At 64.0% G+C, this 16,046-nt stretch carries 12 protein-coding genes; all 12 read right to left on the bottom strand.

From position 1 onward, the window contains the following. Positions 1 to 41: 41 nt before the first annotated feature. The 12 genes from BM382_RS21475 to hutH (BM382_RS21420) all read right to left on the bottom strand — a co-directional run bounded on the left by BM382_RS21475 (position 42) and on the right by hutH (BM382_RS21420) (position 15,989). Entirely contained in the window at positions 42 to 776 is a 735-nt protein-coding gene (locus BM382_RS21475) for an amino acid ABC transporter ATP-binding protein (protein ID WP_011058792.1), read from the bottom strand. Further along, on the bottom strand, positions 769 to 1,731 hold the full coding sequence (locus BM382_RS21470) for an amino acid ABC transporter permease (protein ID WP_011058791.1): 963 nt from the start codon (positions 1,729 to 1,731) through the stop codon (positions 769 to 771). Before BM382_RS21470 ends, BM382_RS21475 begins: the two co-directional genes overlap by 8 nt. A 145-nt stretch (positions 1,732 to 1,876) precedes the next feature. Then, entirely contained in the window at positions 1,877 to 2,674 is a 798-nt protein-coding gene (locus BM382_RS21465) for a transporter substrate-binding domain-containing protein (RefSeq protein WP_019095754.1), read from the bottom strand. A 259-nt stretch (positions 2,675 to 2,933) separates the two neighbouring features. Continuing rightward, on the bottom strand, positions 2,934 to 5,504 hold the full coding sequence (gene mdoH / locus BM382_RS21460) for a glucans biosynthesis glucosyltransferase MdoH (protein ID WP_011058789.1): 2,571 nt from the start codon (positions 5,502 to 5,504) through the stop codon (positions 2,934 to 2,936). Then, positions 5,497 to 7,329, bottom strand: coding sequence for a glucan biosynthesis protein G (locus BM382_RS21455; RefSeq protein ID WP_011058788.1), 1,833 nt, complete (start codon positions 7,327 to 7,329; stop codon positions 5,497 to 5,499). Before BM382_RS21455 ends, mdoH begins: the two co-directional genes overlap by 8 nt. Before the next feature lie 276 nt (positions 7,330 to 7,605). Further along, positions 7,606 to 8,043, bottom strand: a complete 438-nt coding sequence (gene dtd / locus BM382_RS21450; protein WP_011058787.1) for a D-aminoacyl-tRNA deacylase — start codon at positions 8,041 to 8,043, stop codon at positions 7,606 to 7,608. Further along, positions 8,040 to 9,011 (bottom strand): prolyl aminopeptidase, encoded by a 972-nt coding sequence (gene pip / locus BM382_RS21445; RefSeq protein ID WP_011058786.1) that lies wholly within the window; start codon positions 9,009 to 9,011, stop codon positions 8,040 to 8,042. Before pip ends, dtd begins: the two co-directional genes overlap by 4 nt. Before the next feature lie 202 nt (positions 9,012 to 9,213). Next, complete coding sequence (hutG, locus tag BM382_RS21440) at positions 9,214 to 10,014, bottom strand: N-formylglutamate deformylase (RefSeq protein WP_011058785.1); 801 nt, start codon at positions 10,012 to 10,014, stop codon at positions 9,214 to 9,216. 10 nt (positions 10,015 to 10,024) lie between these two features. After that, positions 10,025 to 11,230, bottom strand: a complete 1,206-nt coding sequence (hutI, locus tag BM382_RS21435) for an imidazolonepropionase (protein WP_011058784.1) — start codon at positions 11,228 to 11,230, stop codon at positions 10,025 to 10,027. Positions 11,231 to 11,240: 10 nt separating this feature from the next. After that, on the bottom strand, positions 11,241 to 12,653 hold the full coding sequence (locus BM382_RS21430) for an amino acid permease (protein ID WP_011058783.1): 1,413 nt from the start codon (positions 12,651 to 12,653) through the stop codon (positions 11,241 to 11,243). Positions 12,654 to 12,809: 156 nt separating this feature from the next. Then, positions 12,810 to 14,348, bottom strand: a complete 1,539-nt coding sequence (gene hutH, locus BM382_RS21425; RefSeq protein ID WP_092137477.1) for a histidine ammonia-lyase — start codon at positions 14,346 to 14,348, stop codon at positions 12,810 to 12,812. A 117-nt stretch (positions 14,349 to 14,465) separates the two neighbouring features. Then, positions 14,466 to 15,989 carry an HAL/PAL/TAL family ammonia-lyase gene (hutH, locus tag BM382_RS21420; protein WP_011058781.1) on the bottom strand — a complete coding sequence of 508 codons (1,524 nt, stop codon included), beginning with the start codon at positions 15,987 to 15,989 and terminating at the stop codon, positions 14,466 to 14,468. Positions 15,990 to 16,046: the final 57 nt, after the last annotated feature.

The following is a 16,046-nucleotide window of genomic DNA, read 5'->3' as shown; positions in this document are numbered from 1 at the left end:
GCCGGCAAGCCGGCTCCTACCGGGAAATGCAGGAGCCGGCCTTACAGCACCTGGCGCAGGAAAGCCTGGGCCCGCGGGTCTTGCGGCGCGTCGAAGAACACCTGCGGCGCCGCGTCTTCCAGCAGTTTGCCGTGATCGAAGAACAGCACCCGATCCGCCACTTCCCGAGCAAAGCCCATCTCGTGGGTCACGCAGACCATGGTCATGCCTTCCAGGGCCAGGGTCTTCATCACATCCAGCACCTCGCCGACCATTTCCGGGTCCAGGGCCGAGGTCGGCTCGTCGAACAGCATCACCTTGGGTTCCATGGCCAGGGCCCGGGCGATGGCCACACGCTGCTGCTGGCCACCGGAAAGCCGCGAAGGAAACTCGTGGGCCTTCTGAGCGATCCCGACCTTTTCCAGCAACGCCAGGGCCTTGGCCTCGCGCTCCTGCTTGCCGCGCTTGCGTACCACCTTCTGCGCCAGGCAGAGGTTTTCCAGCACGGTCATGTGCGGGAACAGGTTGAAGTGCTGGAACACCATGCCGACTTCCCGGCGGTAGGCGTTCACATCGGTCCTCGGGTCGGCCAGTTGCAGGCCGTCGATGCTCACCGAGCCGGAATCGAACTCTTCAAGGCCATTGAGGCAACGCAGGAAGGTCGACTTGCCGGAGCCGGACGGGCCGATCACCACCAGCACCTCGCCCTTGGCCACCTGGGTGGTGACGTTATCCACCGCGCGCACCACCTGGCCGCGGGTGTCGAAGACTTTTACCAGATCGCGGACTTCAATCACTTTGCGCGAGCCTCCGTTCAAGCCGGCTGGCCATCTTCGACAGCGGCAGGTTGATCAACAAATACAGGCCTGCCACGCAGAACAGGATCTCGAATGGCGAGAACGACGTGGTGATGACTTCCCGGCCGCTCTTGAGCAGTTCGGTAATAGCGATCACCGACACCAGGGAGGTGTCCTTGACCAGGCTGATGAACTGCCCGGCCAGCGGCGGCAGCACCCGCTTGAAGGCCTGGGGCAGCACCACATGGCGCATCGACTGGCCCGCGCTGAGCCCCAGGGAGCGAGCGGCTTCGTTCTGCCCGCGGGCGATGGACTGCACCCCGGCGCGAACGATTTCCGCCACATAGGCCCCGGTAAACAGCGACAGCGCGGCGATCCCGGCGAACTCCCGGGACAGATTGAGCACCGTGCCAATAAAGAAATAGAAGATGAAGATCTGCACCAGCAGCGGCGTGCCCCGCACCAGTTCGACATAGATCGTCGACAGGTCGCGCAGGGTCGGGTTGCTGGACAACCGGCACAGGCCGGTACCCAGGCCGATCAGCAGCCCCAGCACGCCGGACACCACCGACAGCCACAAGGTGGTCCACAGGCCCCACAAAAGCGGGCCCGCGGCCCAGTGCCGGGTCACGCCGATGACATCGCCTTCGGCCACGTCATCGCCGCTAGCCACCTGCAAGCTGCTTTCATCGACGCTCAGATGCTGCTCGGCACCCGAGTCACCGCGCAGCGTGACTTGTGCCTTGCCGCCCTGGCGCACCACCTCGGCGACGGTGGAGATTTCCGCCGCCCGCTGGGACTCTTCGGCCTGATAGGCGAAGTACTGGGGGACACGGTTCCAGCGCCACTCGTAGGACATCAACGAGGTGGCGTAGTACAGCGCGCCAGCCAGACCGATCAGCACCAGCACGGTCAGCACGTGCCAGGGCCATTGGGCTTTCTTGTGTTTGTTCACTTTGCAGGTTCCAGCGGTTTGCAGCGGGGAGGTTCGGCAGAGCCCGGGTGGGCATCATCGCGAGCAAGCTCGCTCCTACAAAAACGCGGTACGCCCTGTAGGAGCGAGCTTGCTCGCGATCAACCGCAAATCAGTTGCCTGACACCTATTCCATGTCCTTGAGCCACTCGGTGCTCTTGAACCACTTGTCATGGATGCGATCGTAGGTGCCGTCTTCGTGGATCTGGTGCAGGAAGTTGTTGATGAAGTTGATGCTGTCGTAATCGCCCTTCTTCAAACCGAAGGCCAGGGGCTCGTAGGTGAACGGCTTGTCGAGGAATACCAGCTTGCCATTGCCCACTTTGTTGACGGCCACCACGTTGTACGGAGCGTCGTAGATGAAGGCGTCGGCCTTGCCGTTGACCACGTCCAGCACCGCTTCCTGCTCGTTGTCGTAGCCGTGGTACTTGGCCTTGGCGATCAGCTTCTTGGCGACCATCTCACCGGTGGTGCCCAGCTTGGAGGTGATGCGGTAGTCGGCGCTGTTCAGGTCCTTGTAGGACTTGATGGTGCCTTCCAAGTCCTTGCGGATCAGCAGGGTCTGGCCGACCACGATGAAGGGTTCGCTGAAGTTCAGGCGCAGGTTGCGTTCCTGGGTCAGGGTCATGCCGCTGCCGATCATGTCGAACTTGTCGGTCAGCAGGGCCGGGATGATGCCGTCGTAGCCAGTGGAAACCATCTCCAGCTTGACCCCCATGGACTTGGCCATGGCCTTGAGCAGGTCGACTTCGAAACCGATGATTTCGCCACGCTTGTTGGTCATCTCGAACGGCATGTAGGTCGGGTCCATGCCGACTTTCAGCGTGCCGCGCTTGACCGCGTCGTCGATAGCGCCGGCCTGGGCCGTGTTGACCGCCAGCAGGGCTGCGGCACCCGCCAGCAGCAGCGAAAGATACTTCTTCATCTCAAGTCCCCTGAAGCCATTTTATTGTGGTGTCTGCGCACGGCGGTCATCTGCTTGAGTGCTTCGAATGGCAGGCCGTTGTCGATTGCGCGCAGAAATTTGCGGGTGCGATGCTAACGCACTCGGCCATTTGCACAAGGATTTTTGTTGTTTCAGGGGGAGCGACCGGTAGCCGCTGCCACAGCCTCCGGCTAGGCATAGGCGGCCATTGGCGCCATAAAGCAAAACGCCCTTGAGCAAGAGCTCAAGGGCGTTGGCTTCAGGCCGGTTGCGGCGCCGCGTTCAGCGGCTGCAACGGCAGCAGCGGTGCATGGGGATCGGCATCCACCGACTGGCGCCAGGCGCTCAGCCATTCGCTGTGCCCCTCGCTCCAGACCTGCTCGTGCAGGCGCCCCAGGGCTACCGGGTCGCTCAACAGCGCCAGCCGCTCGCTGTTGTTCAGGGCCGCCGGGCCGACTTTCAGGGCATGCCGTACACGCTCCTGGCGCAGCCACTCGATGGGCTCGGCCTGGGTGTGGCGCGAGGTCGCCAGGGCACAGGCCAGGGCGTTCTGCTGCGGATCCACCACGGCCCGGACAAAGCCGTCGTTGAGCGCATGCCAGCGGTTTTCGTGGGTGTACTGGTCGGTTGCCAGCAGCGCCTGTGGCGGAGCGTATTCCTCGGGGATCAGGAACAGGCTTTCGTCACGGGACTTCAGGCCCAGGCCCACGCGGCTGGAGATCACCGACACCGGGATCGACAGCATCAACGAACCGACGATCGGTACCAGCCACCAGAGGAAGCTCGGGTTCAACCAGATCACCAGCAGCGCCCAGCAGAAGCCCAGCAGGGTCTGCGGACCGTGGCGCTTGACCGCTTCGCTCCACGGCGTGGAGTCGTCGTCACGCTGTGGCGAGTTCCAGGTCGCGGCCCAGCCCAGGAACGCGGCCAGTACGAAACGGGTGTGGAAAATCATCCGCACCGGCGCCAGCAACATGGAGAACAGCATCTCCAGGAGCATCGACAGGGTCACCTTGAACTTGCCACCGAACTCTTTCGCACCCTTGGCCCAGATCAGGATGATGCTCAAGAGCTTGGGCAGGAACAGCAGCACGATGGTGGTGGAGAACAGCGCGATGGCCTTGTCCGGGTGCCACTGCGGCCACAGCGGATACAGCTGCCGCGGCTCGAGGAAGTACTGCGGCTCCATCAGGGTGTTGACCGCCAGCAGGGCCGTGGACAGCACCAGGAAGAAGAACCACAGCGGCGCCGACAGGTAGGACATCACCCCGGTGAGGAACACCGCGCGGTGCACCGGGTGCATGCCCTTGACCAGGAACAGGCGGAAGTTCATCAGGTTGCCGTGGCACCAGCGCCGGTCACGCTTGAGTTCGTCCAGCAGGTTCGGCGGCAGCTCTTCGTAGCTGCCCGGCAGGTCGTAGGCAATCCACACGCCCCACCCGGCACGGCGCATCAGCGCGGCTTCGACGAAGTCGTGGGAGAGGATCGCACCGGCGAAGGCACCCTTGCCCGGCAACGGCGCCAGGGCACAGTGCTCGATGAACGGCTGCATGCGGATGATCGCGTTGTGCCCCCAGTAGTGGGATTCCCCCAACTGCCAGAAGTGCAGGCCGGCGGTGAACAGCGGGCCGTAGACCCGGGTGGCGAACTGCTGCATGCGCGCATATAGGGTGTCCATGCCCGAGGCCCGTGGCGCGGTCTGGATGATCCCCGCGTCCGGCGTGGCTTCCATCAGGCGTACCAGGCTGGTCAGGCATTCGCCGCTCATCACGCTGTCAGCGTCGAGCACGACCATGTACTTGTAGTCACCGCCCCAGCGACGGCAGAAGTCGTCGAGGTTGCCGCTCTTGCGTTTCACTCGGCGGCGACGGCGGCGATAGAAGATCTTGCCGAAGCCCTTGGCTTCGCGGCAGACATCCAGCCAGGCCTGCTGCTCGGCCACGCAGATATCGCTGTCGTTGCTGTCGCTGAGGACGAAGAAGTCGAAACGGTCCAGGTCACCGGTGGCCGCCACCGACTCGAAGGTCGCGCGCAGGCCGGCAAACACCCGGGGCACGTCTTCGTTGCAGATCGGCATCACCAGTGCGGTGCGCGCATCCTTGGGAATCGGCTCGTTGCCGGCGCTGGCCCCAGAGATGCGGTACTTGTCGTGGCCGGTCAGCAGTTCCAGGAAGCCCATCAGGGCGGTCCAGAAACCTGCCGAGACCCAGCAGAACAGGATCCCGAACAGAATCAGGATGCTGGTCTGCAGGGCATAGGGCAGCACTTGCTGGGCGGTCTGCATCAGCGGCTGGTGCATGACCTCTTCCAGGTCGACGAAGGACCAGCCCTGGTACGGCATGATGCCTTTCATGTACCAGCCGGCGACGATGGTCTGGCCGAGCATCAGCACCAGCAGGATGTAGCGGCGGATCGAACCGACGGTACGCCAGCGAGCGGCCGGCAGTACCCGTTCGTCCTTCTTCGGCGCTGGCGGGTTGGTACGCCCGGTCAGGCGCCGCCAGCCGCGCACCAGGATATTGGTGCGCCACGGCTCCGGGACCACCTTGGTGCGGCGGATCGGTGGCGTGGCCTTGAGGCAGACCCGGCCCTCGGCGTCCACCGCGAGCATTTCCGCTTCTTCCAGCTCAGCGGCGGTGCTCAGGGTCAGGCGCTGGCCCACCGAGGCCTGGGCGGCATCGGTGGGGCCATCGAAGGTGCTGGACGACAGGCGTTGGTGCAATTCGCTGAAGGACTGGCAGCCCGCGAGTTCCGCGCGCTGCTGGTCCGACATCGGCAAATGCGCCAGGTACTCGGCAAGAGACTCTGGCTGTAGTTGAGAGTTACTCATCGGCAGGCAACTGATAGCTCCAGGTCTCGGTCAGGACTTGCTCCGTTTTAACCGGTTCCGGTGTGGCTGGGGCCGCGTCCGCAGCAGCAGGCTGCTTGGCGTCTTTGTGGTCCTTGTCCTTGGCGTTCTTGGCGTCTTTAGCCTCTTTGCCCGGCTGGGCTTGCGCCTGCTTGGCGGCTGCCGCTGCGGCTTCCTTCTCTTTCTTCTCCTGCTGCTTGGCGGCGATCTTGTCGGCCTTGGCGATGGAGGAGTTGGAGTTCGGCGTCGAGGCCTTGGCCGGCTCGGGCTGCGCAATGTCGCGGACCAGAGCGGCACGCATCTCGGTGGACTTGCTCGCGTCCTTGATCTTCATCCGCAGGGTCAGGCGCCAGCCCTTGGTTTCCGGGTTGTAGCGAACGCTGTTTTCCACCAGCTCGGCGTTGTCACCCACGCTGACCTGGCTACGAACGTCGGCGTTTTCCGGCAATGCCGCCAGGGACGGGCCTTCGAAGTCCACCAGGTAGGCCACGCTGCCGTCGGGCTGACGGATCAGGTTGGACTGCTTGACGTCACCGGTGGAGCGCAGGGTCTGCTGCACCCAGGCGCTGTCAGGGGAATGCAGGGCGGCTTCGTCGATGGTCCAGTGCAGGCGATAGGCGAAATCCAGCGGCTGGCCTGGCTCAGGCTGCTTTTCCGGGTTCCAGAACGCCACGATGTTGTCGTTGGTTTCGTCCGCGGTCGGGATCTCTACCAGGTCGACGGTGCCCTTGCCCCAGTCGCCCTTGGGCTCGATCCAGGCGCTTGGGCGCTTGTCGTAGCGGTCGTCGAGGTCTTCATAGTGGCTGAAGTCGCGGCCACGCTGGAGCAGGCCGAAACCACGCGGGTTCTCCACCGAGAAGTTGCTCACGGCCAGATGTTTCGGGTTGTTCAGCGGGCGCCAGATCCACTCGCCATTGCCGGCGTGGATCGACAGGCCGCTGGAGTCATGCAGTTCGCGACGGTAGTTGAGGACCTTCGACGGCTGGTTGGCGCCGAACAGGTACATGCTGGTCAGCGGGGCCAGGCCCAGCTTGCCGACCTTGTCACGCAGGAACACCCGGGCCTTGACGTCGACAATGGTGTCGGCGCCCGGCCGCAGGGTCAGGCGATAGGCGCCGGTGGCCCGTGGCGAATCCAGCAGGGCGTAGATCACCAGGTGCTTGTCGGTAGCCTTGGGCTGCTGGATCCAGAACTCGCTGAAACGCGGGAATTCCTCGCCGGATGGCAGGGCGGTGTCGATTGCCAGGCCCCGGGCGGACAGGCCATAGGTATGGCCCTTGCCAACGACGCGGAAATAGCTCGCGCCGAGCATGGTCATGATCTCGTCTTGCTTGTCAGCCTTGTTGATCGGGTACAGCACGCGGAAACCGGCGTAGCCGAGCTTCTCGGTGGCCTTGGGGTCGAACTTCACGTCGCCGAAATCGAAACGGTTCGGGTCGTACTTGATCTCGGTAACGGTGTTGGCGCTGATCTCGTTGATCTTCACCGGCGTGTCGAAGTGCATGCCCTGGTGGTAGAACGACAGCTTGAACGGGGTCTTCTGGTCGGCCCATTCGGCTTTTTCGGTGAGGAAGCGGATTTTCTGGTAATCCGCGAACTTCATCTCACGGAACTCGTTCGGCAGGTTACTGCGCGGGGCCTCGTACTTCTGCCCGGCCAGGTCCTTGGCCTTGACCGATACATCATCCAGATTGAATGCCATGAGTTGACCGGCGCCGAGCAGGCAGACCAGCGCAGAGCCCGTCACCAGTGCGTTTCGTAACCGTTTGGCAAACAAGTTTGGTGCATTACAGGGACTAACAATCACGAGCAACCCTCGCCGAAAACAGATCAAAAAACCAACGGCCAGCTATCTATATGCCAGGTTGGCGAGCATTGTTCCGACTCCGATGGGGCTAAATGATTCCCCAAACGGCCGTGGACAAGTCTCTACTTAAGTCAAAATGGACCAACGAACGCTGATCCCCGTAGCGCGCGATTATCTAGTAGCCCGCGTTACAACGCATCAGGGGTAACAAAGTATTTATCGCGAAAAACAGCAGTTTCCGGCCCAAATCGGTGGAAAAAGCTGTTTCAGGCGTTTTCAGGTCTGTAACAGGAAGGTTACCGGGCCATCATTGACCAGGTGCACCTGCATGTCCGCGCCAAAACGCCCTGATGCCACTTTGCCATGCAACTGTTGCGCCTTCACTACCAGGTAGTCAAAAAGCTCTTCGCCAAGGGCCGGCGGCGCGGCTGTGGAAAAGCTCGGGCGCAGCCCGCTCTTGGTGTCTGCCGCCAGGGTGAATTGCGACACCAGCAGCAAGCCGCCCTGCACATCCGCCAGGGACAGGTTCATCTTGCCCTCGGCATCACTGAACACCCGATAGTTAAGCAGCTTATGCAGGAGTTTGTCGGCACTGGCCCGGGTGTCCTCGGGCTCCACCGCCACCAGTACCAGCAATCCCTGGTCCACCGCGCCGACTATGTCCCCGGCGACTTCCACCCGCGCGCCACGCACGCGCTGCAACAGGCCCTTCATGCTTCTTCGGGCGGCAGGTCGAGCAGACGGCGCGCCATCTGGTCGGTGGCGCGTACCAGAGCATCGGTGATGCCCGGCTCGGAGGCGGCGTGGCCAGCGTCGCGGATCACCTGCAGCTCGCTGTTGGGCCAGGCCTGATGCAGCTCCCAGGCGTTGTCCAGCGGGCAGATCACATCGTAGCGGCCATGGACGATGACCCCGGGCAGATGGGCGATCTTGCCCATGTCGCGGATCAGCTGGTCAGGTTCGAGGAAGGCGTTGTTGGTGAAGTAATGGCATTCGATCCGGGCAATCGACAGCGCCCGCTGCGGCTCGGAGAAACGGTCCACCACCAACGGGTTGGGGCGCAGGGTCGCGGTGCGCCCTTCCCAGCCCGACCAGGCCTTGGCCGCATGCATCTGGGCGATCTGGTCGGTGCCGGTCAGGCGCTTGTGGAAGGCGCTGACCAGGTCATGCCGCTCTTCCAGGGGAATCGGCGCCACATAGTCCTGCCAGTAGTCGGGGAACAGGCGGCTGGCGCCACACTGGTAGTACCACTGGATCTCCTGGGGCCGGGCAAGGAAGATGCCCCGCACGATCAGGCCGAGCACGCGCTCCGGGTGGGTCTGGGCATAGGCCAGGGCCAGGGTCGAACCCCAGGAGCCGCCAAACAGCACCCACTTGTCGATGCCCAGGTGCTGGCGAATGCGCTCAAGGTCCGCCACCAGGTCCCAGGTGGTGTTGTTTTCCAGGCTGGCGTGGGGGGTGGAACGCCCGCAACCGCGCTGGTCGAACGTGACGATGCGATACAGATTCGGGTCGAAGTAGCAGCGGCTGGCCCCATCGCAGCCCGCCCCCGGCCCGCCATGAATGAACACCACCGGCAAACCTTCCGGTGAACCACTTTCGTCGACATACAGCACGTGCGGCTCGTCGACGGCCAGATCGTGCCGGGCATAGGGTTTGATCTGCGGGTACAAAGTCTGCATTACGCGCTCCGTGGAGGTCGGGTTCATCCCTGGCGGGGACTACATTTATTCTGCCGTCCGGCATCATAAACCCGAATTACGCAATGAGCATGTCCTTGGAGAAAACAGGGTTGTTTGCAGGTTTTGCGCGGGGGTCGAAGGCGCTTCGCGAGCAAGCGCGCTCCTACACAAAGGCGTGTACCCGCTGTAGGAGCGCTTGCTGTCAGGCGTAACGTTCCTGCCCCCAGGCCAGCAGCCCCTGGAGCAATTCCTTGAGCACCACCTGGGTCGGTGCTGCCAGGTCCTCGCGATAGCGGAACGGTTCGAACTCTTCCATGTAGGCGCTCTGTGCCAGCTCCAGTTGCACGGCATGGATATGCTCGGCCGGGTTGCCGTAGTGGCGGGTGATATGCCCGCCCTTGAAGCGCCCGTTGAGCACATGGGTGTAGCCGCCGTGGCCGGCGCAGATCTCCTCCAGCCGGCTGGCCAGTTGCGGATCGCAGCTGGCGCCATTGAAAGTGCCGAGGTTGAAGTCCGGCAGCTTGCCTTCGAACAGGTGCGGGATCAGCGAGCGGATGGAGTGGGCATCGAACAGCAGGGCATAGCCGAATTCGGCCTTGAGCCGCGCCAGCTCTTCCTGGAGGGTGCGGTGGTAAGGCCCCCACACCTCGTGCAGGTACTGCTCGCGCTCCTCACTGGACGGCGCCTGACCTTCGACGAACAAGGGCTCGCCGTCGAACAGGGTGGCCGGGTACAGGCCCGTGGTGGCCCCCACGTACAGGGGCTTGTCATCGGACGGGCGGTTCAGGTCGATGACAAAACGCGAATATTCGGCCGCCAGGGTACTGGCCCCCAGCTCCTGGGCGAACTGGTACAGCCGTGGAATGTGCCAGTCGGTGTCCGGCAGGCTCTGCGCCTGGGGCACCAGCCCGGCCGCCACCGCCGGGGTCAGGCGCGTACCGGCGTGAGGCATGCTGATCAGCAGCGGCACCCGGCCTTGTTTGAAATTCAGAACCTTATCCACAACCCTTCTCCTACACAGTCACTTCAACGCCGTGTCGCACGACGCGCTTTTCCAGATCGCCGCCCAGCCAGTAGGCCAGGTCGGCAGGACGATCGATCTGCCAGGCGACGAAGTCCGCCACCTTGCCCACCTCCAGCGAACCATGGGTCTTTTCCATGCCCAGGGCCTGGGCCGCATGCAGGGTAACCCCGGCCAGGGCCTCCTCGGGGGTCATACGGAAACAGGTACAGGCCATGTTCAGCATCAGCCGCAGCGACAACGCCGGTGACGTACCGGGATTGAGGTCGCTGGCCACGGCGATCTTCACCCCGTGCTTGCGCAAGGCTTCCATTGGCGGCTGCTGGGTTTCCCGGAGGAAATAGAAGGCCCCCGGCAGCAACACCGCCACGGTCCCGGACGCCGCCATGGCTATTGCATCCTCCTCGGTCATGAACTCCAGGTGATCGGCGGACAGCGCATGGTAGCGGGCCGCCAGGCTCGAACCATGCAGCGACGACAGTTGCTCGGCGTGCAGCTTGACCGGCAGGCCGAGCTGTTGCGCGGCAATGAACACCCGCTCCACCTGCTCCGGGGAGAACGCCAGGTATTCACAGAAGGCATCCACCGCGTCCACCAGCCCCTCGGCCGCCAGGGCCGGGAGCATATCGCTGCAGATATGCTCGATGTAGGCATCGCTGCGCTCGGCGTATTCCGGCGGCAGGGCGTGGGCCGCCAGGCAGGTGCTGCGCACGCTGACCGGCAACTCTTCGCCCAGGCGACGGATCACCCGCAGGATCTTGCGCTCGCTGGCCAGGTCCAGGCCGTAGCCGGACTTGATCTCGACGCTGGTCACGCCATCGCGCAACAGGCTCAGCAGACGCTTGCGGGCGCTGCCGAACAGCTCCTCCTCGGTGGCGGCCCGAGTAGCCCGTACGGTACTGGCGATACCACCGCCGGCAGCGGCGATCTCGGCATAGCTCACCCCTTGCAGGCGCTGCTCGAACTCACCACTGCGGTTGCCGCCAAATACCGTGTGGGTGTGGCAATCGATAAAGCCCGGGGTTACCCAGGCTCCAGCCAGGTCATTGACCTGGGCGTAGTCGCCGGCCGGCGCCTCCGAGCGCCGGCCGATCCACTCGATGTGCGCCCCTGACGTCACCATGGCCGCATCCTCGATGATCGAGTAAACACCCGAGGCCATGCTGGCGACGTTGCAGTGTTGCCAAAGAGTTTTCATCCAACCTCCATTAATGGTCAGTAGGTAAAGGAGCGTCGCTCATGATCGCCTGGGCCTGCCCCGCCATGGGCTTGACCCACAGCATATAGGCCACGACCAGTAGAGCGATCCACACTACGCCGACGATCAGCGCTCCCTGGGTTTTCGGGAAATAGCCCAGCACGCCAAAGATGAACAGCATGAAGGCAATAGCCGCCGCCGGGGCCCAAGGCCAGAATGGCACCTTGAACTGCAACTGGGCCACCTGCTCGGCGGTCATCGAACGACGCATGGCCACGTGAGTCAGGAGAATCATCAGCCACACCCAGACCGTGGCGAACGTGGCCAGGGACGCGATCAGCAGGAAGATGTTTTCCGGGATCAGGTAGTTCAGCACCACCCCGATCAACAGAGTCACGGCCATCACCACCACAGTCATCCACGGCACCCCGTGCTTGGACACCTGGGCAAAGCCCTTGGGCGCCTGCCCTTGCCGGGCCAGGCCATACATCATCCGGCCGGCGCCGAAGATGTCGCTGTTGATGGCCGATACCGCCGCCGAAATCACCACGATATTGAGGATAGTGGCGGCCGAACTGATGCCCAGGCTGTCAAAGATCTGCACGAACGGGCTGCCCTGGGTACCGATCTGCGGCCAGGGGAAAATCGACATCAGCACGAACAGGGTCAGCACGTAGAACAGCAGGATACGCAGCGGCACGGCATTGATCGCCTTGGGAATGACCCGCTTCGGATCCTGGGCCTCGCCCGCAGTGACCCCGATGATCTCGATGCCGCCAAAGGCAAACATCACCACGGCAAACGAGGCGATCACCCCACTGATGCCATTGGGCATGAAGCCGCCGTGGGCCCAGAGGTTGGCGGCGCCAGTGGCCTGGTCCTGCGCGGCGCTGCTGATACCGAAGAGCATGATGCCCAGGCCCCCCAGGATCATCGCGACGATCGCCCCGACCTTGAGCAGCGACAGCCAGAACTCCATCTCGCCGAACACCTTGACGTTGCACAGGTTCAGGCCGCCGATGAACAGCACGATGCCCAGCACCCAGATCCAGCGCGCCACTTCGGGAAACCAGAAGCCCATGTAGATGCCAAAGGCAGTCACGTCCGCCAGGCACACGATCAACATCTCGAAGGCGTAGGTCCACCCCAGGATGAAGCCCGGCAACGGCCCCAGGTACTGGCTGGCGTAATGCCCGAACGAACCGGACACCGGGTTGTGCACGGCCATCTCCCCGAGGGCGCGCATCACCATGAAAACCGCCGCGCCACCGATCAGGTAGGCCAGCAACACGGCGGGCCCGGCCATCTGGATGGCCGAGGCCGAACCGTAGAACAATCCTGTACCGATGGCCGACCCCAAGGCCATGAAGCGTATATGGCGGGCTGTCAGCCCTCGGCGTAGTCCACTGTCTTGCGATTGCATGTCATCGTCCCTTTTATTGTTATCGGACAAGTCCGCCCCGCGCAGGGGTGCGGGGCGGAGGAAGCAGACGCTCCGCGCCTGTCTTGCAGGTAAAGCCAACCAGCACGGGCCGCAGCTCCACGCCGAGCGCGAAGCTGCCTGGCGGCCCGGCGTGCATTACAGGCTCGGCAACAACCGGGCTGGCAGCAGCCCGTTCAGGCAACGCGAAGCCAGCAACTCACTGGCGGCGTTGATGTCCGGTGCAAAGAAGCGGTCCTTCTCGTAGTACGCCACTTTCTCGCGCAAGGTGGCACGGGCCTTTTCCAGGGTCGGCGAGGTTTTCAGGCCTTCGCGCAGGTCCAGCCCCTGGCAGGCCGCCAGCCATTCCACAGCCAGGACACCACGGGTGTTCTCGGCCATTTCCCACAAGCGCTTGCCGGCGGCCGGGGCCATGGAGACGTGGTCTTCCTGGTTGGCAGAGGTAGGGATGCTGTCCACCGAGTGCGGGTGGGCCAGGGCCTTGTTCTCGCTGGCCAGGGCCGCGGCGGTGACCTGGGCGATCATGAAGCCGGAGTTGACCCCGCCATTGGCCACCAGGAACGGCGGCAGCTGGGACATGTGCTTGTCCATCATCAGCGAGATCCGCCGTTCGCTCAGGGAGGCGATCTCGGCGATGGCCAGGGCCATGTTGTCGGCGGCCATGGCCACCGGCTCGGCGTGGAAGTTGCCACCGGAAATCACGTCACCTTCGGCGGCGAACACCAGCGGGTTGTCCGACACGGCGTTGGCTTCCACCACCAGCACTTCGGCAGCCTGGCGCAACTGGGTCAGGCAGGCGCCCATCACTTGTGGCTGGCAACGCAGGGAATACGGGTCCTGGACCTTGTCGCAGTTCTTGTGCGACGCGGATACCTCGGTGCTGTCCCCCAGCAACGCGCGATAGGCTGCGGCGGTATCGATCTGCCCGCGCTGACCACGAGCGGCGTGAATCCGCGGGTCGAATGGCGAGCGCGAACCCATTACCGCTTCCACGGTCAGGCCGCCGCACACCAGGGCGCCGGCGAACAGGTCTTCGCCCTCGAACAGACCGCGCAAGGCGTATGCGGTGGAAACCTGGGTGCCGTTGAGCAGCGCCAGGCCTTCCTTGGCGGCCAGGGTCAACGGCTTGAGGCCGGCCACTTCCAGGGCCGCTGTCGCTTCCAGCCACTGCCCCTTGTAGCGCGCCTTGCCCTCGCCCAGCAGCACCAGGGACATGTGGGCCAAAGGCGCCAGGTCGCCGGAAGCACCCACCGAGCCCTTGAGCGGGATGTGCGGGTAGACCTCGGCGTTGATCAGGGCGATCAAGGCGTCGATCACCTGGCGGCGGATCCCGGAGAAGCCACGGCTCAGGCTGTTGACCTTGAGCACCATGATCAGGCGTACCAGGTCATCGCTGATAGGCTCGCCAACACCGGCGGCGTGGGACAGCACCAGCGAGCGCTGGAGGTTTTCCAGGTCGGCGCTGGCAATGCGGGTCGAGGCCAGCAGGCCAAAACCGGTGTTGATGCCATAGGCAGTACGATTCTCGGCGAGGATCTGCTCGACACAGGCGACGCTGGCGTCGATCTGCGCCGAGGCGCTGCCATCCAGGGTCAGGGTCAGCGGCTGCTGATAGATGGCCCGCAGTTGGGCCAGGGTCAGTTGGCCGGGAATCAGGTTTAGCGCAGTCACATTCATGCTCCTTTTGAGAGTTTTGTAATAACTAGCCAGTCGCTCCGGAAGCTTCCGTTGTCCGTCGCCACCCGCAGCTTGAGCAGGTGGCGCCTTGGCACGCTGGCGATGGGGAAATCCGTTTTATTGCACCTTGGAAAAGCGTTTGTTGAGCAATCGCGGGTCCTTGAGCAAGGCCGCCACGCTGGCGATATCCGGGGCCAGCCAGCGGTCCTGGTCGTAGGCCGGAACCCGCTCGCGCAGCAGGCACCAGGCAATGCCGGTGCCGGTGCCGAAGCGCTGCTCCTTGAGAAATTCGAATGCCTGGGCCGCCAGCAGGTACTCGATGGCGAGGATCTGGGTGCAGTTTTCCAGCACCTGCAGCAGCTTCAGGGCGGCGTTGGTGCCCAGGCTCAGGTGGTCTTCCTGCAGGCCCGAGGTGACGAAGTTGTCGAGCACCGCCGGCTGTGCCAGCTGGCGGTTCTGCGCGCACAGCGAGGCCGCCACGTACTGCACGATCATCATCCCGGAGTTGACCCCGGGCTCGGCCACCAGGAACGCCGGCAGGCCACTGACATGGGGGTTGATCAGGCGGTCCAGGCGGCGCTCGGCGATGGAGCCGATCTCGGCCATGGCAATCGCCAGCACGTCCGCCGCCAGGGCCACCGACTGGCCGTGGGGGTTGGCCTGGGACACCACCCGATAGTTGTCCGGGGTGCCCAGCAGCAACGGATTGTCGGTGGCGGCATTGAGCTCGGTTTCCACCTGCCTGGCCGCGTGGGCCAGTTGATCCCGGGCAGCACCGTGCACCTGGGGAATCGAGCGGATGCTCAGGGCGTCCTGGGTACGGATGCCCTTGCTGGAAGCGATCACCTCGCTGCGGTCGAGCAAGGCCCGCAGGTTGCTGCCCACCACCTGCATGCCGGGGTGCGCCTTGAGGGCGATGATCTCGGCATCAAAGGCGGCGATCTGGCCGCGCAGGGCCTCGAAGCTCATGGCGCCGATCACGTCGGCCCACTGCAACAGGCGGCTGGCATCGGCCAGGGCCAGGCAACCGAGGCCGGTCATGCACGGCGTGCCGTTGACCAGGCACAGACCATCCTTGGCCCCCAGTTGCACCGCTTGCAGCCCTTCCTCGGCCAGGGCCTGCTCGGCGCTGACGATGTGCCCGCGATAGCTGACCTGACCGACGCCGAGCAGCGCCACGCCGATATGGGCCATGTGGGTCAGGTAGCCCACCGAACCCTGCGACGGCACCTGCGGGGTGATCCCGCGATTGAGCAGCGCCAGCAGCGCCTGGACCACCTGCCGGTGGATCCCGGACTTGCCGTGGCTGTAGTTGATGATGGCCGCACAGATGATCGCCCGGGTCTGTTCGTCGGCCAGCACCGGGCCAACTCCGCAGGCATGGCTGAGCAGGGTATTGCGCGACAGCTGGCTGAGCTGCTCGCCGGCCAGCAACACATTGCACAAGGCCCCAAGGCCGGTGCTGATGCCATAGGCGCGCTCGCCGCTGTCCACCACCTTGCGCACGATGGCCTGGGCATTGTCGATCCGCGCCCAGGCCTGCTCCGAGAGTTCGAGCTCAGCACCGTGGCGGGCGACGGCGACAACATCCTGCCAACCCAGGGGGGCGTCGGCGATTACGATCTTTTCAGCCTGGAACATCGTTAACCTCGTGGTGAAATCCGGGGGCCTCTTCGCTGGCAAGCCAGCTCCTACGGG

Source organism: Pseudomonas sp. NFPP25 (genome assembly GCF_900116505.1).
GTDB lineage: Bacteria > Pseudomonadota > Gammaproteobacteria > Pseudomonadales > Pseudomonadaceae > Aquipseudomonas > Aquipseudomonas protegens.
The sequence above is the reverse complement of the archived record's forward strand: the minus strand, read 5'-3'. Positions and strand labels throughout refer to the sequence as shown.